Raw genomic sequence first — 19,144 nt, 5'->3', positions numbered from 1 at the left:
GGCCTCGCGCGGGTTACGCCCCCATGAATCAGGCGTGCGGACCCGCCCGGCGGGGGCACCGTGGTCTCCACCGGCGACACCGGTATTGAGAGGAAACCGGCCGTGCCCCGGTGCCACCCGGGTGACCTGGCGGGGGAGCCGAGTCGGGCTGTCCGGGGCGGCGGGCACGGCCGGTGTCGTGGGGGCGGTCGCTCAGCCCGCCCGGCTGGCCTCCCGTTCCGGCAGCTCCACCGTGAGCCGTTCGGCGAGCCCCGCGGCGGCCCTGAGGTCGCCGTGTTCCCTGCGCACCGCGGCCAGCGTCGTGCGCAACCGGTTCGACACCCGTTCGGAGCGCAGCCGACTCGCCAGGTCCAGCGCGCGCTCGGTCAGCCGCACGCACTCCTCCGGCTCGCGCGCCAGCAGATGCACGGTGGCCATGCCGATCAGCGCCAGTGCATACGATCGCTGGTGGCTGAGGTGCGGTCGGCGTTCGCTGTCCCGGGCGAAGCCGGCGACGGCCTCCTCCATCAGCGGCCGGGCGCGGCTGACATAGGTGGGGCTGCGGCCGGCGACATAGGCCAGGTCCCGGTAGGAGTGCGCGTTCTCGGCGCACAGCTCGGGGCGCGTGAAGAAGTCCAGCCACGCCGGGTCCCCGTCGTCGGGGGTGCTCTCGGCGAACGCGTCCTCGGCCAGCCGCACCGCGCGGTGGCAGCGCGGCGGCTGTCCGAGGGAGGCGTGCGCCCTGGCCTCCAGCGCGTACAGCAGCGCCTGGGTGCGCGGCGTCGCCTGCTCCCTGCTGCCGTACTGGGCCAGGTGCACCAGCTCCAGCGCGTCCTCCGGGCGGCCCAGATGGATCATCTGCCGGCTCATCTGGGAGAGGATGTACGCGCCGAGCGGCCTGTCCTCCGCCTCCTTGGCCGCGTGCAGCGCCAGCACGAAGTACTTCTGCGCGGTGGGCTGGAGCCCGATGTCATAGCTCATCCACCCGGCCAGGTCGGCCAGTTCCGCGGTGACCCCGAAGAGACGGCGCCGCACCGCCGGCGGGTGCGCGGACTCCTGGAGCAGCTCGGTGACCTCGTGGAGCTGCCCCACCACCGCCTTGCGGCGCAGCCCGCCGCCGCACTGCGCGTCCCAGACGCGGAACTGCGCGGTGGTGGAGGCGAGCTCGTCGAGCCCGGCGCGGGTCACGGCGGCCGCCGCCCCCGGCATCCGGGCGGCGGCCGGGAGGACGCCGGGCGCCGGGGCGGCCTCGGGGGCGGCGGGGGCGGGCACCAGCCAGCGCTGCATGGGCTCGATCAACGAGGTGCCGGCCGCCATGGTCAGCGAGGTGCCGAGGAAGCCGCGCCGCCCGAGCATCAGGTCGCTGCGGGAGAACTCGTTGATCAGGTCGATCGTCTGGCCGCCGGCCCACGGCAGGTCGACGCCGGAGGCCGCGGCCGCCTGCGGGGTCATGCGCAGCCCGAGGTCCTCCACGCTGACCACGCAGCCGAAGCGTTCGGAGAACAGCTCGGAGAGGATACGCGGTATCGGCTCCCGCGGCTGTTCGCCGTCGAGCCAACGCCGCACCCGCGAGGTGTCGGTGCTGACATGGTGCGCGCCCAGCTGTCTGGCCCGTCGGTTCACCTGTCTGGCCAGCTCGCCCTTGGACCAGCCACTGCGATGGAACCACGACGTCAGCCGTTCGTTCGGCTGCCTGACGGGGTTGCCGCCGCTGCCGTTGCCGCCCACGCTTACGCTCCGATCCCGGATCTCTCTGCCTTGACGGGGCCCTGCTGACAACCCGTCTACGATGCACCGAAAGTAATCCTACGATCACGCGCGTGACGAGGCCGCCACCCCAATCGCCACCATTCGCCACCCCTCCCCGGTGATCCTGCCGCCCACCTCGCAGGATTCACTGGTACGCACGCCGCTCGACGTGAAACGAAGCGAAGCATTTCGGGGGCGCACGACGGGAGTTGTGCGCCCCGGGCGCCGCCGGCGAGGGCCGTAACCTCGGCAGACCAGACCCGTTGGAGTGTGCATGGGCTTCACCATCGGCGGTATGCGGGAGCGCGGAGCGCCGCCCCCACCGGCCCGCCGCGCCGCGGGACGCGGCGCCGACCGGGGCCGGATCGAGGCGGCCGTCGCCGAGTACGTGGGGCTCTGGGGCTGGGACGTGGCGCCGGGCGCCGTTCTCGACAAGGGCGCCAGACGGCGGCCCGTCTGCTCCTGCGGCGGTGCCGCCTGCCCGGCGCCGGGGGCGCATCCGCTCCTCCACGGTCGCGTGATCACGGCGGGCACGCCGCTCGACGAGGCGCTCGCCGCCTGGTCGAAGGCGCGGCCCGCTCCCCCGGGCGCCACCGCGCTGCTGCCCATCGGGCGCGCCTTCGACGTGCTCCAGGTGCCGGAGGCGGTGGCCCGCGCCGCGCTGCCGCGGCTGGACCGGCTCGGTCTGCCGCTCGGTCCTGTGGCGCTCGCCCCCGACGACCGCGCCTGGTTCCTCGTCGCGCCCGGCATCGCGGCCCGACTGCCCGCCCTGCTCGACGCGTTGGGCTGGCCGGAGCCGCCGCCCCGGCTGACGGCGCTCGGCCCCGGCGACCACATCGCCGCTCCCCCGTCGCCGGTCGCCGGGCTCGGCGAGGTGGTCTGGCTGCGCCGACCCGACGTGGACACGGCGGCCGTGCCGCCCGGGGCCAACCCGCTGCTCGGCGCGTTGGCCAGCCTCTGCCGCAGGCTGGCGCCGGCCGGCTGAGCGGCCCGGCCCCGTCGCTCAGCCGAGCAGCGCGTCGACGAACGCCTCGGGCTCGAACGGCGCCAGGTCGTCCGGGCCCTCGCCCAGACCGACCAGCTTGACCGGGACGCCCAGCTCGCGCTGGACCGCGACCACGATCCCGCCCTTGGCCGTGCCGTCCAGCTTGGTCAGCGCGATGCCCGTGATCTCCACGACCTCGGCGAAGACCCGCGCCTGCACCAGGCCGTTCTGCCCCGTGGTCGCGTCCAGCACCAGCAGCACCTCGCTGACCGGGCCCTGCTTCTCCACCACCCGCTTGACCTTGCCCAGCTCGTCCATGAGCCCGGTCTTGGTGTGCAGCCGGCCCGCCGTGTCGACGAGCACCACGTCGGCCGTGGCCTCGATGCCCTCGCGCACCGCCTCGAACGCGACCGACGCCGGGTCGCCGCCCTCCGGGCCGCGCACCGTGCGGGCGCCGACCCGCTGGCCCCAGGTCTGGAGCTGGTCGGCGGCGGCGGCACGGAAGGTGTCGGCCGCGCCCAGCACGACCGACCTGCCGTCGGCGACCAGGACCCGGGCCAGCTTGCCGGTGGTGGTGGTCTTCCCCGTGCCGTTGACGCCGACGACCATGACGACGGCGGGGCGTTCCTCACCCTCGTCGGAGACGCCGCCCTCGGTGCGCACCGCCCGGTCCAGCGACGGGTCGAGCTGGTTCAGCAACTCCTCGCGCAGCAGCGCCCGCAGCTCCTCGGGGGTGCGCGTGCCCAGCACCCGGACGCGCTCCCGCAGCCGCTCGACCAGCTCCTGGGTGGGGCCGACGCCGATGTCCGCGGTCAGCAGCGTGTCCTCGATCTCCTCCCAGGTGTCGTCGTCCAGGCGCTCCCTGGACAGCAGCGTCAACAGGCCCTTGCCCAGCGAGTTCTGCGAGCGTGCCAGCCGTGCCCGCAGCCGCACCAGCCGCCCGGCGGACGGCTCCGGCACCTCGATCTCCGGAGCCTCGGGCTCCTCGACGACCTCGGTCTCCTCGGGGGCGGGCAGCGCGACGTCCTCGACCGTCCTGCGCTCCTCGGCGGTCGGCGTCGCGGCGTCGTCCCCCACCCGCGGCTCGGCGGGCGGCGCGGTGCGGGTGGCGCCCGCGCCCCGGTCGGCCGGCGGCGCCTGCCCGCGCCTGCGGCTGACGAGCAGTCCCGCGACCGCCAGCACGGCGACCACGGCGATGATGACGACGAGGAGAATGGTGTCCATGGTTTCCCTTGGTGGTGCCCGGCGCCGGCCGGGCCGCGCGGCGAGCGGTCGGGGGGTCCGGCTCCGGGTCTCGGCTGTGGTTCTCGGGTCGGGGCTCTAAGGTAGCGCCAGCGCTCCCCGCCCGTCGGCGGCAGGCGGTGGCTTCGGCGGCGGCCGCGGTCTCAGGACAGGCGCTGGCTGATGACCTTGGAGACCCCGTCGCCCTGCATGGAGACGCCGTACAGCGCGTCGGCGACCTCCATCGTGCGCTTCTGGTGGGTGATCACGATCAGTTGGGAGCTGTCCTTCAGCTCCCGCATGATCCGGATCAGCCGCTGGAGGTTGGTGTCGTCGAGCGCGGCCTCCACCTCGTCCATCACGTAGAACGGGCTGGGCCGCGCCTTGAAGATCGAGACCAGCAGGGCGACGGCGGTCAGCGAACGCTCACCGCCGGAGAGCAGCGACAGCCGCTTGACCTTCTTGCCCGGCGGCCTGGCCTCCACCTCCACGCCGGTGGTCAGCATCGAGTCCGGGTCGGTCAGCACCAGCCGCCCCTCGCCCCCGGGGAAGAGCCGGCTGAAGACGCCCTCGAACTCCCGCGCGGTGTCGTGGTAGGCGGCGGTGAAGACCTGCTCCACCCGCTCGTCCACCTCCTTCACCATCTGCAACAGATCCGCCCGCGTCTTCTTCAGGTCCTCCAACTGCTCGCTGAGGAACTGGTGCCGCTCCTCCAGCGCCGCGAACTCCTCAAGCGCCAGCGGGTTCACCTTGCCCAGCTGCTTGTAGGCGCGCTCGGCCGCCCGCAGCCGCTTCTCCTGCTCGGCGCGGACGAACGGAACGGGCTGGTTGCGCGGGTGCTCCGGGTCCTGCGGCAGCTCCTCGCCGTCGGCCGGCGGGGAGGGCGGCACCGGCTGGTCCGGCCCGTACTCGGCGACCAGCCCGGCCGGCTCGATGCCCAGCTCCTCCAGCGCCCTGGTCTCCAACTGCTCGATGCGCAGCCGCTTCTCGGCGCCCAGCACCTCACCCCGGTGGACCGAGTCGGTGAGCTTGTCCAGCTCCTCCTTCAGCTCCCGGCCGGCGGCCCGCTCCCGGTCCAGGGCCCGGTCGCGTTCCGCCCTGGCCGCCTCGGCGGCCGCGCGTTCCGTCTCCGCGCGGGCCAGCGACGCCTCCACATGCGCCAGCAACTGGCGGGAGCCGTCGGCCACCGCGCCCGCCACCTCGCTCTCGTGCCGGGCCCTGGCCTTCCGCCGCTCGGCCCGCGCCCGCGCCTCGCGTTCGGCGCGCGCCGCGCGGTCCAGCCCATCGGCCCGCCCCGACAGGCCGCGCACCCGCTCCTCGTGGGTGCGGACCTGGAGCCTGGCCTCCATCTCGGTCTGCCGGGCGTTGGCACCGTCGGCCGCCAGCCGGTCGCGCGCCGAGGTGTCCGGGTCCTCGACGGTCTCGCTCGCCTCCTCCGCGACCGCCAGCCGCTCCGCCAGCTCCTCCGCCTGCTCGACGGCCCTGGCCCACTCCTCGCCGGCCCGCTCGACGGCCGCCTCGGCCCGTTCGGCCTCGCCCGCCGCCGCCCTGGCCTGCCCGCCCAGCCGACCGAGGTCCTGCGCCACGCGGGAACGCTCCCGCTCGGCCGCGCTGCGCCGCCCGGCCAGCTCGTCCACGGCGGCCCGCGCCGCGCGGCGCCGCTCGGTCGCGGCGTCCCGCGCCTCGGTCAACTCGGCGGCCAGCGCGGTCAGCCGCTCCCGTTCGGCCGTCGCCTCGTCTACGGAGGCCCGCACCTCCAACAGGCTGGGGGCGCCCGCGGAACCGCCACCCGCCAGCCGCCGGGAGAGCACGTCGCCCTCCCCCGTGACGGCCGTGGCGCCCGGCCGCGCCTGCACGACCCTCAGCGCGTCGTCCAGGGTGTCGACCACCACCACGTCCCGCAGCAGCGCCCGCACCGCCGGCAGCAGGGCGGCCGGGCCCCGCACCAGGTCGACCGCCCAGCACCACGGCGCGGGCGCCGGCTCGGCGGCGGGCGCGCCGTGGTCGTCCGCCGCCGGGCCGCCGACCAGCAGCGCCGCCCGCCCGGCGTCCCGCTTGCGCAGCAGCCGCAGCGCCTCGACCGCCTCGGCCGGCCCCGCGACCGCCACCGACTCGGCCGCGGCGCCGAGCGCCGCCGCCACCTGCACCTCGTATCCGGGGGTGACGGTCAGCAGCTCGGCCGCGGGGCCGAGCACGCCGGCCAGCTCCTCGCCCGCGCCCAGCAGCGCGCCCGTCCCGTCCTTGCGGCGCAGCCCGAGCGCCAGCGCCTCGCGCCGCGCCTCGACGGCGGCGCGCTCCCGTTCCACCCCGGTCAGCCGCTCCCGCGCGGCCGACAACGCGGTCTCCGCGTCGTCCAGTTCGTCCTTCGCCCGCTCGTGCGCCTCGGCCAGCTCGCCGTCGTCGGCCTCCCTGCCCTCGACCTCCGCGCGCAGCGCCTCGTACGCCTCGCGCGCCTCGGTGGCGCGCAGCAGCGCCTCGTCCCGGCTCGCGGTGAGCCGCTCGCGGTCGGCCCCTGCCGAGGCCGCGCGGCCGCGCGCGCCGTTGGCCTGCGCGTGCAGCCGGGCCAGACCCTCCCGCCGGTCGGCGAGCGCGCGGGCCTCGTCCTTCAGCCTCCGCTCCTCGTCGGCCAGCGCGCGCTCCAGCTCCGCGCGGTGCGCGACCGTGTCCTCCAACGCGACCCCGGCGGCCTCCAGCGCGGCGGTCAGCTCGGCCTCCTGCTCCCTGACCCTGGCCGCCTCGCGCTCCAGCTCCTCCGGCTCGCGTCCCCTGCGCTCCTCGGCCGGCTGGGAACGGGCGCTGTTGACCCGGGCGTCCGCCAGGTTGACGGTGCCCCTGACGCGTTCGGCGAGCTGGGAGAGCTGGTACCAGGTCTCCTGGGCGCGGGCCACCCTCGGTACCAGGGTGCGGACCTCCTGCTCCAGCTCGTTCTCCCTGCGCAACGCGCCCTTGAGGCGCTCCTCGGCCGCCTCCTTGCGCTCCTTGAGCGCGGCCTCGTCGGCCACCTCGGCCCGCAGCGCGCCGCGCAGGGTGACCAGGTCGTCGGCGAGCAGCCGCAGTCGGGAGTCGCGCAGGTCGGCCTGGATCACGGCGGCCCTGCGGGCGACGGCGGCCTGCCTGCCGAGGGGCTTGAGCTGACGCCGCAGCTCGTCGGTGAGGTCCTGCACCCGCGCCAGGTTGGCCTGCATCGCGTCCAGCTTGCGCAGCGCCTTCTCCTTGCGCTTGCGGTGCTTGAGGACGCCCGCCGCCTCCTCGATGAACGCCCGCCGGCCGGCCGGGTCGGCGTGCAGCACCGAGTCGAGCTGGCCCTGGCCGACGATGACGTGCATCTCCCTGCCGATGCCGGAGTCGGAGAGCAGCTCCTGGACGTCGAGCAGCCGGCAGGTGTCGCCGTTGATCTGGTACTCGCTGCCGCCGTTGCGGAACATCGTCCGGGTGATCGTCACCTCGGCGTACTCGATCGGCAGCGCGCCGTCGGCGTTGTCGATGGTGAGGGAGACCTCGGCGCGGCCCAGCGGCGGGCGGCCCGTGGTACCGGCGAAGATGACGTCCTCCATCTTGCCGCCGCGCAGCGACTTGGCGCCCTGCTCCCCCATGACCCAGGAGAGGGCGTCGACGACGTTCGACTTGCCCGAGCCGTTGGGACCCACGACGCACGTGATGCCGGGCTCGAAGCGCAGCGTCGTGGCCGAGGCGAAGGACTTGAACCCCCGCAGGGTCAGACTCTTGAGGTGCACGCCGTCGGACTTTACCGGCCGCTCTTCGGGGATTCGCCGTTTCGACGCGGAGGATGGGGGGCAGATCAGTGAGTAAGCCAGCCATGGGTCAACGCCCGTACTCACTACGTCACGAAAATGACGAAGGGACGCCGAAGCGTCCCTCGCATAAGGTAATCAGGCGGTACGCCTGCGCCGACCTCTTCGTCGAGGTCAGGTCAGGGCGGGCTCCGCCTTGCGCACGTCGATGCCGTCAAGCATCGGGTCGCTCTGCCGAGCGGCGGCGGCCAGCGCGTCGTTCTCCGCCTGGACCCTTACCAGCTGGGTCTCCAGGTCTTGGACGCGCTGCTGAAGCCGTCGCATCTCGGCGAGGACTCGGGGGTCGAAACCGCCGACGTGACCGAGAAGCGCCTTTGCCATGATGGATGGTCCTCCACACTGAGTGACCGACCGAAGTCGTGGTGGGTCGTGAGGGATAACTGCCGCGACAGGCGCTCTGCCTGGTGTTCCAGGGCCAGCCGACAGAACCGCGCGGGACTTTCAGCGTCTCACCAAAAAGTGGGACGGTCAACACGATCACACCGCGTATCGCCCAGCGCGCCACGGCCGCAGGGCCTCGCCGGGGAGGGCGCCCCGCGTCATCTTCGTCGGAGAGAGCGGGCGCGCCGAGAGTCACTGATCAGGAAGCCTTGCACGTCGCAACGGGGATGGCAAGCAGTTTGGGGCATATTCGCGCCCGCTTCGCGGGGGGCCGCTCAGCGGATGTCAAACCCCTCGTACCCCCCGCGCGGTGTGTCCCATATCTCGGTTACACCCGCCACCCGGCCGGGCGTGTCCCCGGAGCGCAGCCACGCGAGCAGCTTCTCGCAGCGCCCCCGCGCGCCCTCGGCGACGACCTGGACCCGGCCGTCCGAGAGGTTCGAGGCGAACCCCGCCAGCTCCCCGATCTCCAGCGCCCGCGCCCTGGTGAACCAGCGGAACCCCACGCCCTGCACGGTCCCGCGCACCCAGACGGTCAACCGCGCGCCCTCCTCCGGCACTTCGGCGGAGCGGTGGTGTGCGGGCGGGAAAGGCGTGTGCGGCATGTGACGCACGCTATCCGCTCTTTTGCTTTCGCGACCCTTCCGCCTACCACCCCATGCCGTACAGTCACGCGATGAAGCATCGCCCGTTCGAGTGAAAATCTCGTGCATAAGGGGACGATGAGCCACCAGATCGCCAACTGGACGACACGAGGAGGGTCCACGCATGGGACGTCATCGTCGCAGGCGGGGGTACGCGCGTACCGGACTCATCGGTGCCTCCGCCGCGCTCACCGTGGGCGCGGTGGCCGTGGGGAGCGGTCTGATGCCCGGCCTGACGCAGCACTTCACGGGCGAGGACACCAGGACCGACGCCTCGGGCGACGGCGCGGACGCCCCCCTCGCCTCGGAGACGCTGGAGCGCGAGGAGCCCCGGCCGAGCCGGAGCGCCGAGCGCGAGTCGGAGGAACCGACCGCCGAGGAGACCGAGTCGGCGGAGGAGACCCCGAGCGAGGAGCCGGAGCCCGAGGAGACCACCGAGGAGCCGGAGCCCACCCCGGAGGAGACCGAACGGCCGAGGTCGGTCCCCGAGCCGGAGCCGGAGGCCAGCGCCCCGCCCCCCACCGAGGACGAGCCCTCGGATGAGCCGACGTCCCCCGAGGTCAGGGAGGCCGAGGCGGTACTGCGCCTGGTCAACGAGGCGCGCGGCCAGTCCGGTTGCCAGCCGCTGCGGCTGGACGCCGGGCTGACCAACGTCGCCCTGGCACACAGCAGGGACATGGCGGAACGCGGCTACTTCGACCACACCGACCCGGACGGCAGGACCCCCTGGGACCGCGCCGCCGAGGCGGGCATATCGAACATGGGCGGCGAGAACATAGCCATGGGCCAGCAGAACGCGCGGTCCGTCATGGACTCCTGGATGAACAGCGAGGGGCACCGCGCCAACATCCTCAACTGCGACTTCACCACGATGGGCCTCGGCGCCCACTTCGCCGACGGCGGCGGCCCCTGGTGGACCCAGACCTTCGGCTTCTGAGGCGCCCGGCCGGGCCGCGCCCCCGGGGGGTGCCGCTCCGTCAGCCGCGCGGCGCCCGGGGCGGGCGCTGGCAGCTGGGGCAGTGGTAACTGGAACGGTTCATCCACGGGCTGCGCCGCATCGGCGTCGCGCAGCGCCGGCACGGCAGTCCCTCACGACCGTAGGCGTCCAACGCGCGCTCGAAGTACCCCGACTGGCCGTTGACGTTGACGTACAGGCTGTCGAAGCTCGTGCCGCCGGCCGCGAGTGCCTGGTGCATCACCTCGCGGACGTGGGCCACCAGCCGCTCGGTGGTCGGGCGGGTGAGCGTCGCGGTGGGGCGTTCGTAGTGCAGCCGGGTGCGCCAGAGCGCCTCGTCGGCGTAGATGTTGCCGACCCCGCTGATCAGCGACTGGTCGAGCAGCGCCCGCTTGACGGTGGTGCGCTTGCGACGCAGCGCGGCGTGGAACGCGTCCTCGTCGAAGTCGGGGTCCAGCGGGTCGCGGGCGATGTGCCCGATGACGTCGGGCAGGCCGTCGGCGAGCACCGGGTGGAGCGAGAGGCCGCCGAAGGTCCGCTGGTCGACGAAGCGCAGCTCGCCGCCGGCCGCGTCGGCGAAGGTGACGCGCACCCGCAGGTGCTTCTCGTCCGGCGCGCGGTCGGGCTGCACCAGCAGCTGTCCGCTCATGCCGAGATGGGCCAGCAGCGCGAGGTCGTCCCCGACGGGAAGCCACAGGTACTTGCCCCGGCGGCGCGGCGCGGCGACCGGGAGGCCGCGCAGCCGCGCGGCGAAGTCCTCCGCCCCGGCGAGGTGGCGGCGGACGGCGCGCGGGTGCAGCACCTCGGTGTCGGCGACGGTGCGGCCGCTGATCCAGCGGTCCAGGCCACGGCGGACGACCTCGACCTCGGGAAGCTCAGGCAACGGACGTCCCGCCGGCAGCGGTGTCCCTGGCGTTCTCCCCGTCGCCGGCCGCGGCCTCTTCCGCCGCCTCGGCGCGGGCCGCCGCCTCGGCCTCCGCCTCGCGGGCGGCATCCAGGGAGGCGCGGATGGCGCGCCAGGCCGTCTCGGCGGCCTGCTGCTCCGCCTCCTTCTTGCTGCGGCCGGTGCCGGTGCCGTAGGTCTGGCCACCGACCCGGGCGGCGGCGGTGAAGGTCTTCTCGTGGTCGGGACCGCTCTCACCGATCACGTACTCGGGCACGCCGAGGCCCTCGGCCGCGCTCAGCTCCTGGAGGCTGGTCTTCCAGTCCAGGCCGGCTCCGAGATTGGAGGAACGTTCGATCACCGGGTCGAAGAGCCGGTGCACCAACTCGTCGGCGGCGTCGAGTCCCTGGTCCAGATAGACCGCGCCGATCACCGCTTCCAGCGTGTCGGCGAGGATCGACGCCTTGTCGCGGCCCCCGGTGCCCTCCTCGCCGCGCCCGAGGCGCACGAAGGCGCCCAGGTCGAGCCCCCGCGCCACCTCGGCCAGCGCCCTGGCCTGCACGACGGCGGCCCGCAGCTTGGCCAACTGGCCCTCGGCGAGGTCGGGATGACGACGGTAGAGCGTGTCGGTGACCACCAGGCCGAGCACCGAGTCGCCGAGGAACTCCAGGCGCTCGTTGGTGGGCAGGCCACCGTGCTCGTAGGCGTAGCTGCGGTGGGTCAGGGCACGCACCAGAAGGGCGGGCTCCAGCTGATAGCCGAGCCGCCCTTCCAGCGTCGCGAGAGACGCGGCGACGTCCGCCGCCCGGGGCCGCGGTTGAGACCTCCTGGCGTGTGCCATGACGCCTGTCACCCGCCGATCAGACGTCGAGAACCTGACGACGGTTGTAGGTACCGCAGTTGGAGCACGCGATGTGCTGGAGCCTCGGCTCCTGGCAGCGCTCGCAACGCACCAGGTTCGGGGCAGTGGCCTTCCACTGCGACCGACGGTGACGCGTGTTGCTGCGCGACATCTTCCGCTTCGGAACAGCCACGGCTACTTCTCCTGTGGTTCGTCCCCGCGCGAGCGGGGAGCCTTCGCTTGTTTGTCGGACCCGGCGGGCTCCTCCGAGGCACCGGCCTCGGCGAACTCCCGCAGAGCCGCCCATCGGATGTCGATGGGCTCGTCGTGCTGGTGCTCGGGGTCCTCCGCGAGCCGCGCCCCACAGTCGGGGCACAGACCCGGGCAGTCCTCCCGGCAGGTCGGTCGCAGCGGCAGGGCCAGCACGACCGCGTCCCGCAGCACCGGCTCCAGATCGATCAGGTCGTTCTGGAGGAACAGCCTCTCCTCGTCCGCCTCCTCGTCCTCGGTGTCCGCGAAGCGGGCCGAGAACTCCGAGTCCGGATAGGAGAACAACTCCTGGAACTCCGCCGTGCCCTCGCGGGTCAGCGGCTCCAGGCACCGCACGCACTCCCCCGCCAGCGGGAAACGGACGGTGCCGGTGACCAGCACACCCTCCATCACCGACTCCAGACGCAGGTCGAGCTCCAACGGAGCGCCCTCGGGCACCCGGATGACCTCGACTCCGAGGCTGCCGGGGGCCGGCACCTCCCGCGACAGGCGCTTGAGCGCACCGGGTCGCCGACCCAGCTCGCGTGTGTCGAACACGAGAGGGGCTCGGTGGTCCAGCGGGGCGTTCAGGGCGTTCTGCTTTCTCGCGAGGGGCTGCGGGTGACCGCGCGTGTCGGCTCCGGAATGTCGGAGCCTTACGGGCAGCAGTGACCACCGAAGGTGTTCACAACCGAAGGGCCAGCATACGACACGGTCACCTCAGCTCCCAATCCCGCCCATGCGACCCCGGCCGCGGCGGCGGGATCGGATCAGGACTGGCCGTGCTGGTAGTTGCGGAGCTGCTCGGCGTCGATCATGCCGGTGTCGAAGAGGCTGGTCTCGTCGAGCACGCCCTGCCCCTGGTAGCCGTAGCCCTGTTGCCCCGGCACCTGAGGGGCGGCCTGCTGCTGAGCGTAGTCGTAGCCGTCCGCGCCGTAACCGCCCGCGTAGGGCTGCTGCTGCGCGTAGGGGTCCTGCCCGTACCCGCCCTGCGGATAGCCGCCCCCCTGGTCGTACCCCTCGGGGGCGTACCCCTCGGCGCCGTAGCCGCCCGGCTGGTAGCCGGCGGTGGGGGCGTACGGCTGCTGCTGCGGATGCTGGGCCTGCTGGGGAACGGGGGCCACCTCCGGCGGTGCCGCGGGTGCCTGCGGGGCCGGTGGGGAGGCCGGGGCGGCGTCGACCGGCTGGGAAGGGGAGACGCCCAGATACTCGTAGGTGTCCTGCTCGGCCCCGTTCTGCCCGTAGAAACCGGGGCGCTGACCGCCCTCGGCGGCCTCCTGGGCCGCGACGTGCTCGGCCAACTCGTCGATGGGCCGGTGCCCGGTGAGCTTCTGGCGCCCCCGGCCGACGGCCTCCAACGTCTTGCGCAGCACTGCCTCGATCGCGCCGAACTGCGCCTCGACATAGGAGTCGGCCTGGCTCAACAGCTCCTCGGGGCTGCCCCGGTCCGGCCCCAGCAGCTTGGTGCGGCCCCGGTCGACGGAGCCGATGGTCTTGCCGAGGACGACCTCGAAGTTGGCCAGTTTGCTGTCCACGTAGTCGTCTGCCTCGGCCTTGATCTCGGCGGCCTCGGCGCGCGCCTCCGCCAGGATGCGGGCGGCGTCCGCCTGGGCCTGCTGGACGACCTCGGTGTGCTCGACCAGCGCGGCCCGTTCGGCCCGCGCGGCCTCCACGACCCGGCTGGCCTCCTCCCGCGCGTCGGCCACGACCTGTTCGCGGTCGCCGAGCACCTGACTCGCCTGGGCGAGGGAACCGGGGAGCGCGTCGCGCACCTCTTCGAGGCCGGTGAGCAGATCGGACCGGTTGACGACGCACGAGGCCGACATGGGCATTCCCCGGGCGTTGCTCACCGTGTCGACGATCTCGTCGAGTTTCCGCTGTACGTCCACGGAAGCGACTGTACGGCCAACTCGGTCTCCCGGGGGAGCCGTCCACGCCCCGGGCCGGTCGCGCGGGGGGCGCAGGGACGCGCGCGGGGGGCGGTCCCCGGGACTCGGTAGGGTCGGCGCGGCACACCAACCGCCCGTCGGAGAAACCGTGTTGTCCCAGACCACGAGCTACGTGAACGCCTGGCCCCCGCAGCCCTCCCCCGTCGACTGGGGCGAGGGGCGGAGCCCGACGCCCGACCACTGGCGGGTGATCGCCGCCACATGGCTGCTGGCCGCATGGGCCCCGCCCGGGGCGCCGGGCTGGACGTGGGAGCTGCTGCCGGGACGGACCGTTCCGCGCGGGGAACGGCGGTGGTCCGAGCCGCCGGCGCCGGAGGAGATCGGGGAGGCCGCCGGTCTCGTCGGGATCACCCGGGTCGAGTCGCTGCTCGGCCGGGTCTCCCCCGGGCCGGGCACCGCCTCCCGGGCGACCCGCACGCCCGAGGAGGCGGCGGGGGAAGTCGAGGCGCTGCTGCGGGAGTGCGTCGGCGCGCCGGACGGGCGCGCCGGGCTGCTGGTGCGCCGGCTGGCCCACCGACTGGTCGACGAGTTCGCCGACGTGCTCCGGCTGACGACGGGCGAGGACGGCGCGCTCCATCTGCTGCGCCGGGATCTCGACGGGGCCACGTTGCGCCTCACGCTGCGCCCCGCGCCCGAGACCGGCCGGCCGCCGGTCCTCGCGGACGACGGCGCCGAGGGGGCGCTGCGCGCCCGGATCGCGTGCGTGCTGACGGTGCTCGACTCGTTGCTCATGGTGGACAACAACGACTCCGTCGGCATCCGCCTGCGGCACGGCCGGCTCGGCGGGAACGCCGACGGGCCGCTCGCCGGGGCGGCGCACTGGTACGCGGGGCTCCCGGGCGGCAACGGGCACGGGGAGGGGGACTTCGCCGCCTTCCCGACGGCGCGGCTGCGGTCCTGGCTGCCCCGCGTGCTGCTCCTCGGCCTCGCGGAGGGGGAGGACGAGGGCGGCGGGTGGCCGGAGGAGCTGGTGGAGGAGCCGGACTTCCGGCTCGCGGTCCACCTGCTGGAGGAGTTGACGGATCTCGTGCTCGGCCGGATGGGCGGCGCCCCGCTGGGCGCCCGCGCCGGCCTGTCGGACGGCGAAGGTCGGGTCACCCTGCTGCTGGTGAACGGCGACGAGGCCGCCGCGCTGGAACTCTCCGGGCTGTGCTGACGCCCTACCCGGCGGGGCGTTCGAGCTTGCGGCGCAGTTCGCGCAGGACGGGCTCGGGCACCAGGTGGGAGACGTCGCCGCCCCAGGTGGCGACCTCCTTGACGAGGCTGGAGGAGAGAAAGCTGTAGGTGGGGTTGGTGGGCATGAACAGCGTCTCCACGCCGGAGAGCCCGTGGTTCATCTGCGCCATCTGGAGCTCGTAGTCGAAGTCGCTGACCGCGCGCAGCCCCTTGACGATGGCCTGGATGTCGCGCTGCTCGCAGTAGTCGACCAGCAGGCCGTGGAACGCCTCGACCTTGATGTTGCCGTGGTCGGCGACCGACTCCTCGATGAGCGCGATGCGTTCGTCGACGCTGAAGAGCCCCTGCTTCGACTTGTTGATCATCACCGCGATGTGGACCACGTCGTACATCTGGGAAGCCCGGGCCACGATGTCGAGGTGGCCAAGGGTGATGGGGTCGAAGGACCCCGGACAAACTGCGCGGCGCAACGGACTCTCCTCGCTCGGCCGGCCGGTCAGGGCCGGTCACCTTCTTCGGTGGCGTCGTCGGTGTCGTGGACGGCGTCGGGATCGAACCCGCCGTACCAGAGTGTGCCCTCCCCGTACCGCCGGGAACGCAGGCCGGCGAACCCCGTGGGCCAGCCGAACTCGCCGCCTCTCGTGGCCCGCTCCACGGTGACGAGCGCGCCGTCGGCCAGCCAGCCGGCGTCCCGCAGGTCGCCGAGAATACGCGCCAGTTCGGCGTCGGTCACGGCGTACGGCGGATCGAGGAACACGAGGTCGTAGGGCGCCGCCGGGGCGGCGGTCACGACCCGCTCGGCGCGGGCCGAACGGGCCTCGGCGCCGGGCAGTCCGAGGGCACGAATGTTGGCCTGGATGGTGGCGACGGCCTTCGGGTCACGCTCGACCAGCAGGGCGTGGGCGGCCCCACGGGAGAGCGCTTCGAGGCCGACGGCTCCCGAGCCCGCGTACAGGTCGAGGACCCGGGTGCCGTCCAACGGGCCGTAGAGCGAGCCCCAGGTGGCGAAGAGGCCCTCGCGCGCCCGGTCGGACGTCGGCCTGGTCCCCCGGCCCGGCGGCACGGCGAGCCGCCGGCCGCCGGCCGCCCCGGCGATCACGCGGGTCATTCCAGGGTCCTCACAGCGGTGTCGTCGTCCGTCGTCGGGCTGCCCCCACGCTATACGGCTGCCGCCGCCACCCGAGGGGCCGGGTGCGATGCTCTCCGACCCACGGCAACGCACCACCCACCCGGGGGCGCGGGGAACTGCGCGAACAACCGTCCACCGGACCGAGGACGACAACCGAACGGGGCCGCCCGGACGAGTGGTCGACCACGGCCCGCCACCGCCGACCCGCGCGGTTCCCCGCGCCCCCGACGTCCCACCCCGCGAAAGGCCGCACCGCGCGGGCGCCCGCGTCCCCCATCCACTCAGACGCCGCGCAGGCGCCAGGCGCGGGTCGCGCTGGCCTCGTCGGCGTAGACCTCGCAGACCAGCCGCCGGTCCGGGGTGAGGTCGTGCTCCAGCTCGTAGAGGCAGGCCTCGCCACCGTCGGGGAGCAGGAACGCGTGCTCGTAGAGCGAGCACCAGCCCCGCCCGCGCGCGCCCGAGCGGGGCTCGGCGAGGCGGACGATGTCGTACCCCACGGCCATGGCGAGCAGCAGTCTGCTGTCGTCGCCCGGCCGGTCCTCGTTGACGGCGCGGCGCAGCAGCCGCCGCGCGTGGTCGGCGGCGTCCCGGCCCGGGTAGGCGCGGCGCCCGTCCGGCCGGCCCTCGGCCGCCAGCGCCCGGACGAAGGCCTCGTCCGGCGGCCCCGAGGGGCCGGGCCACGACCAGGGCGCTCCGCGCTCCGGGGCTTCGCCCGGGCGTGGGTCGGCCGAGGCCGCTGGCTGTTCGGTCATGCGGAATTCCTCCCGGTACGGCGCGGTACGGCGCTGCGGGGCACACACCGTAGACCGCCGAACGTGACCCCGGTGGGGGTTTTACCGAAACCAACACCGAGCGGTCGTCGACCACTTCCCCAACCCGCCGGTAACACCAACACGCGTGAGAACACCGGAAGTTCACCGCGTCAGCCCTTTTCCAGGAACTCCTCGCGCTCGGCGTCGAGCAGCGCGTCGAGCGCCGTGCGGAGCGCGGGGGCCGACTCCAGCTCGGGATCGTCCGCGACCAGCGCGGCGGCCTCGTCACGGGCCTCGGCGATGGTCTCCTCGTCGGCGATGACGGAGAGCATCCGCAGGCTGCTGCGGCCGCCGGACTGCGCCCGGCCGAGCACGTCGCCCTCCCGGCGCTGCTCCAGGTCGATGCGGGACAGCTCGAAGCCGTCGGTGGTCGCGGCGACCGCCTCCAGGCGCGCGCGGGCGGCGCCGCCCTCGGCGGCCTCGGTGACCAGCAGGCACAGCCCGGGGGCCGAACCCCGGCCGACCCGGCCGCGCAGTTGGTGGAGCTGGGAGACGCCGAACCGCTCGGCGTCCATGATCACCATCACGGTGGCGTTGGGGACGTTGACCCCGACCTCGATCACGGTGGTGGCGACCAGCACGTCGACCTCGCCGCCGGCGAAGCGGCGCATCACCTCGTCCTTGGCCTCGGGGGCCAGCCGTCCGTGGAGCACGGCGACCCGCAGGCCGCGCAGCGGCCCGCCGGCCAGCTCCTCGGCGATGTCGAGGACGGCCAGCGGCGGGCGGCGCTCGGCGCCCTCGCCCTCGGCCGGCGGCTCCCCCTGGCCGCCCCGGCCCTGCGCCTCCGGCTCGTCGTCGCCGATCCTGGGGCAGACCACGTAGACCTGGTGGCCGCCGGCGACCTCCTCGCGGACCCGCTCCCAGGTGCGGGCGAGGAAGTGCGGCTTGTCCCTGGCGGGGACCAGGTGGCTGGCGATGGGCGAACGTCCGGGCGGCAGCTCGTCGAGGACGGAGGTCTCCAGGTCGCCGAAGACGGTCATGGCGACCGTGCGCGGGATCGGCGTGGCCGTCATCACCAGCAGGTGCGCGGGGCGTTCGCCTTTGGCGCGCAGCGCGTCCCGCTGCTGGACGCCGAACCTGTGCTGCTCGTCGACGACCACCAGACCGAGGTCGGCGAACGTGACGACGTCCTCGATCAGCGCGTGGGTGCCGACCACGATGCCGGCCTCCCCGCTGGCCGCTTCGAGCAGCGCGCGGCGGCGGGCCCTGGCACCCATGGAACCGGTCAACAGCCCGACGCGGGTGGAGCGTTCGGCGCCGCCGAGCATCCCGCCCTCGGCGAGCGGACCGAGCATCTCGGTGAGCGAGCGGTGGTGCTGCTGGGCCAGCACCTCGGTGGGCGCCAGCAGCACCGACTGACCGCCCGAGTCCGCGACGGCCAGCATGGCGCGCAGCGCGACCATCGTCTTGCCGCTGCCGACCTCTCCCTGGAGGAGCCGGTGCATCGGGTGCTCGGCGGCGAGGTCGGTCAGGATCTCCTCGCTGACCCGCCGCTGCCCCTCGGTCAGCGCGAACGGCAGCCGCGCGTCGAACGCCGTCAGCAGCCCGTCGGCCGCCGGCTCGCGCGGCCTGGCCGGCTGCTGGGCCCCCGAGCGCCGACGGCGGGCCAGCGCGACCTGGAGGACGAACGCCTCGTCCCACTTGAACCGGGAGCGCGCGTCGGCGATGTCGGCGCGGGTACGGGGCCGGTGGGCCTTCTCGAACGCCTCGGGCAGCGGGAGCAGCGCGCGGCGCCGGCGCAGCGCCTCCGGCAGCGGGTCGCTCACGCCACGCCAGCCGGTGGCGTCCAGCGAGTCGAGGAGCAGCGCGACGGCCTTGGAGATGCGCCAGGACTCCAGCTGCTTGCACGCCGGGTAGAGCGGCAGCGGCCGGCCCGCGAACTCCTCGACGGCCGCCGCCTCGCTGCCCTCGTCGAGCAACTCGTAGGCGGGATGGGAGAGTTGAAGATCGCGCTGGAAGCGCGAGACCTTGCCCGCGAACATCCCGCGCCGGCCGGGCAGCAGCACCCGCTCGTGGTGGTGGACGGCGCGCCGGCCGAAGAAGACCAGCCGCAGCTTGCTGCGCCCGTCGGTGAGGGTGACCTCCAGGCGCAGGCCCCGGCCGTTGTTGAACGGGCGGGTGCGGGTGTCGGCGATCTCGGCGACGACGGTGACGTGCTCGTCCAGCGGCAGCGCGCCCAGCGAGGTCAGCTCCCCGCGCTCGGCGTACCGGCGGGGGAAGTGGTGCAGCAGGTCACCGACCGTGTGCAGGTCGAGATGGGCGGCCATCACCTTGGCGGTGGTGCCGCCGACGACGGAGGCGAGGGGATCGTGCGGCGCGGTCACGGTGCCCATTGCACACCATGGCACTGACACTCGCGGCGTCCCGCACCCCACGCGC

General features: G+C 74.1%; 17 protein-coding genes. 3 read left to right on the top strand and 14 right to left on the bottom strand.

Going from position 1 to position 19,144, the window contains the following annotated elements; translation table 11 throughout:
• Nucleotides 1-192 precede the first annotated feature (192 nt).
• Nucleotides 193-1,707 carry a transcriptional repressor NsdA gene (gene nsdA, locus CRP51_RS21925; RefSeq protein WP_097233021.1) on the bottom strand — a complete coding sequence of 505 codons (1,515 nt, stop codon included), beginning with the start codon at nt 1,705-1,707 and terminating at the stop codon, nt 193-195.
• 295 nt (nt 1,708-2,002) lie between these two features.
• Between nsdA and CRP51_RS21920 the strand changes: the two genes are divergently transcribed.
• A complete protein-coding gene (locus CRP51_RS21920; protein ID WP_097233020.1) occupies nt 2,003-2,713 on the top strand; it encodes a bifunctional DNA primase/polymerase in 711 nt (236 codons plus the stop codon).
• An 18-nt stretch (nt 2,714-2,731) separates the two neighbouring features.
• Here the strand turns inward: CRP51_RS21920 and ftsY are convergent, their stop codons facing one another.
• The 4 genes from ftsY to CRP51_RS21900 all read right to left on the bottom strand — a co-directional run bounded on the left by ftsY (nt 2,732) and on the right by CRP51_RS21900 (nt 8,732).
• Complete coding sequence (gene ftsY, locus CRP51_RS21915) at nt 2,732-3,937, bottom strand: signal recognition particle-docking protein FtsY (RefSeq protein ID WP_097233019.1); 1,206 nt, start codon at nt 3,935-3,937, stop codon at nt 2,732-2,734.
• 161 nt (nt 3,938-4,098) lie between these two features.
• On the bottom strand, nt 4,099-7,668 hold the full coding sequence (gene smc / locus CRP51_RS21910) for a chromosome segregation protein SMC (protein ID WP_097233018.1): 3,570 nt from the start codon (nt 7,666-7,668) through the stop codon (nt 4,099-4,101).
• A gap of 192 nt (nt 7,669-7,860) precedes the next feature.
• A complete protein-coding gene (locus tag CRP51_RS21905; RefSeq protein WP_097233017.1) occupies nt 7,861-8,067 on the bottom strand; it encodes a hypothetical protein in 207 nt (68 codons plus the stop codon).
• A 335-nt stretch (nt 8,068-8,402) separates the two neighbouring features.
• Nucleotides 8,403-8,732: an acylphosphatase gene (locus tag CRP51_RS21900; protein WP_097233016.1), complete on the bottom strand. Its 330-nt coding sequence runs from the start codon at nt 8,730-8,732 to the stop codon at nt 8,403-8,405.
• A 163-nt stretch (nt 8,733-8,895) separates the two neighbouring features.
• Between CRP51_RS21900 and CRP51_RS21895 the strand changes: the two genes are divergently transcribed.
• Entirely contained in the window at nt 8,896-9,708 is an 813-nt protein-coding gene (locus CRP51_RS21895) for a CAP domain-containing protein (RefSeq protein WP_097233015.1), read from the top strand.
• 40 nt (nt 9,709-9,748) lie between these two features.
• Here CRP51_RS21895 and mutM read toward each other — a convergent pair whose 3' ends face one another.
• From mutM to CRP51_RS21870, 5 genes are all read right to left on the bottom strand, one after another.
• Nucleotides 9,749-10,609 carry a bifunctional DNA-formamidopyrimidine glycosylase/DNA-(apurinic or apyrimidinic site) lyase gene (gene mutM / locus CRP51_RS21890; protein WP_097233014.1) on the bottom strand — a complete coding sequence of 287 codons (861 nt, stop codon included), beginning with the start codon at nt 10,607-10,609 and terminating at the stop codon, nt 9,749-9,751.
• Nucleotides 10,602-11,450 (bottom strand): ribonuclease III, encoded by an 849-nt coding sequence (gene rnc, locus CRP51_RS21885; protein WP_097233013.1) that lies wholly within the window; start codon nt 11,448-11,450, stop codon nt 10,602-10,604. Before rnc ends, mutM begins: the two co-directional genes overlap by 8 nt.
• 19 nt (nt 11,451-11,469) lie before the next feature.
• The gene (gene rpmF / locus CRP51_RS21880) at nt 11,470-11,643 is read right to left on the bottom strand and encodes a 50S ribosomal protein L32 (RefSeq protein WP_097233012.1); all 174 of its coding nucleotides are present in this window, start codon (nt 11,641-11,643) and stop codon (nt 11,470-11,472) included.
• 2 nt (nt 11,644-11,645) lie between these two features.
• On the bottom strand, nt 11,646-12,257 hold the full coding sequence (locus CRP51_RS21875; RefSeq protein WP_097233011.1) for a YceD family protein: 612 nt from the start codon (nt 12,255-12,257) through the stop codon (nt 11,646-11,648).
• Between the two features lie 212 nt (nt 12,258-12,469).
• Nucleotides 12,470-13,588, bottom strand: a complete 1,119-nt coding sequence (locus CRP51_RS21870; RefSeq protein ID WP_097233010.1) for a cell division initiation protein — start codon at nt 13,586-13,588, stop codon at nt 12,470-12,472.
• Between the two features lie 151 nt (nt 13,589-13,739).
• Here CRP51_RS21870 and CRP51_RS21865 point away from each other — a divergent pair, with 151 nt between their 5' ends.
• The gene (locus CRP51_RS21865; RefSeq protein WP_141514642.1) at nt 13,740-14,804 is read left to right on the top strand and encodes a hypothetical protein; all 1,065 of its coding nucleotides are present in this window, start codon (nt 13,740-13,742) and stop codon (nt 14,802-14,804) included.
• A gap of 4 nt (nt 14,805-14,808) precedes the next feature.
• Here CRP51_RS21865 and coaD read toward each other — a convergent pair whose 3' ends face one another.
• From coaD to recG, 4 genes are all read right to left on the bottom strand, one after another.
• Nucleotides 14,809-15,294 (bottom strand): pantetheine-phosphate adenylyltransferase, encoded by a 486-nt coding sequence (coaD, locus tag CRP51_RS21860; RefSeq protein WP_212615969.1) that lies wholly within the window; start codon nt 15,292-15,294, stop codon nt 14,809-14,811.
• Between the two features lie 26 nt (nt 15,295-15,320).
• Nucleotides 15,321-15,932: a 16S rRNA (guanine(966)-N(2))-methyltransferase RsmD gene (gene rsmD / locus CRP51_RS21855; protein ID WP_097233007.1), complete on the bottom strand. Its 612-nt coding sequence runs from the start codon at nt 15,930-15,932 to the stop codon at nt 15,321-15,323.
• 302 nt (nt 15,933-16,234) lie between these two features.
• Nucleotides 16,235-16,705, bottom strand: coding sequence for a DUF6227 family protein (locus tag CRP51_RS21850; RefSeq protein ID WP_097233006.1), 471 nt, complete (start codon nt 16,703-16,705; stop codon nt 16,235-16,237).
• Between the two features lie 170 nt (nt 16,706-16,875).
• Nucleotides 16,876-19,098, bottom strand: coding sequence for an ATP-dependent DNA helicase RecG (gene recG, locus CRP51_RS21845; protein ID WP_097233005.1), 2,223 nt, complete (start codon nt 19,096-19,098; stop codon nt 16,876-16,878).
• Between the last annotated feature and the right edge of the window lie 46 nt (nt 19,099-19,144).

The sequence above is a fragment of the Streptomyces zhaozhouensis genome (assembly GCF_900230195.1).
Classification (GTDB): Bacteria; Actinomycetota; Actinomycetes; order Streptomycetales; family Streptomycetaceae; genus Streptomyces; species Streptomyces zhaozhouensis.
This window is presented reverse-complemented; position numbering and strand designations above follow the sequence as displayed.

Bases quoted from the DNA above. Each gene is read 5' to 3' on its own strand.
- CRP51_RS21850 (WP_097233006.1), bottom strand. From the start codon at position 16,705: ATGACCGAACAGCCAGCGGCCTCGGCCGACCCACGCCCGGGCGAAGCC.
- ftsY (WP_097233019.1), bottom strand. From the start codon at position 3,937: ATGGACACCATTCTCCTCGTCGTCATCATCGCCGTGGTCGCCGTGCTG.
- CRP51_RS21920 (WP_097233020.1), top strand. From the start codon at position 2,003: ATGGGCTTCACCATCGGCGGTATGCGGGAGCGCGGAGCGCCGCCCCCA.
- CRP51_RS21905 (WP_097233017.1), bottom strand. From the start codon at position 8,067: ATGGCAAAGGCGCTTCTCGGTCACGTCGGCGGTTTCGACCCCCGAGTC.
- CRP51_RS21900 (WP_097233016.1), bottom strand. From the start codon at position 8,732: ATGCCGCACACGCCTTTCCCGCCCGCACACCACCGCTCCGCCGAAGTG.
- rsmD (WP_097233007.1), bottom strand. From the start codon at position 15,932: ATGACCCGCGTGATCGCCGGGGCGGCCGGCGGCCGGCGGCTCGCCGTG.
- CRP51_RS21895 (WP_097233015.1), top strand. From the start codon at position 8,896: ATGGGACGTCATCGTCGCAGGCGGGGGTACGCGCGTACCGGACTCATC.
- rnc (WP_097233013.1), bottom strand. From the start codon at position 11,450: ATGGCACACGCCAGGAGGTCTCAACCGCGGCCCCGGGCGGCGGACGTC.
- recG (WP_097233005.1), bottom strand. From the start codon at position 19,098: ATGGGCACCGTGACCGCGCCGCACGATCCCCTCGCCTCCGTCGTCGGC.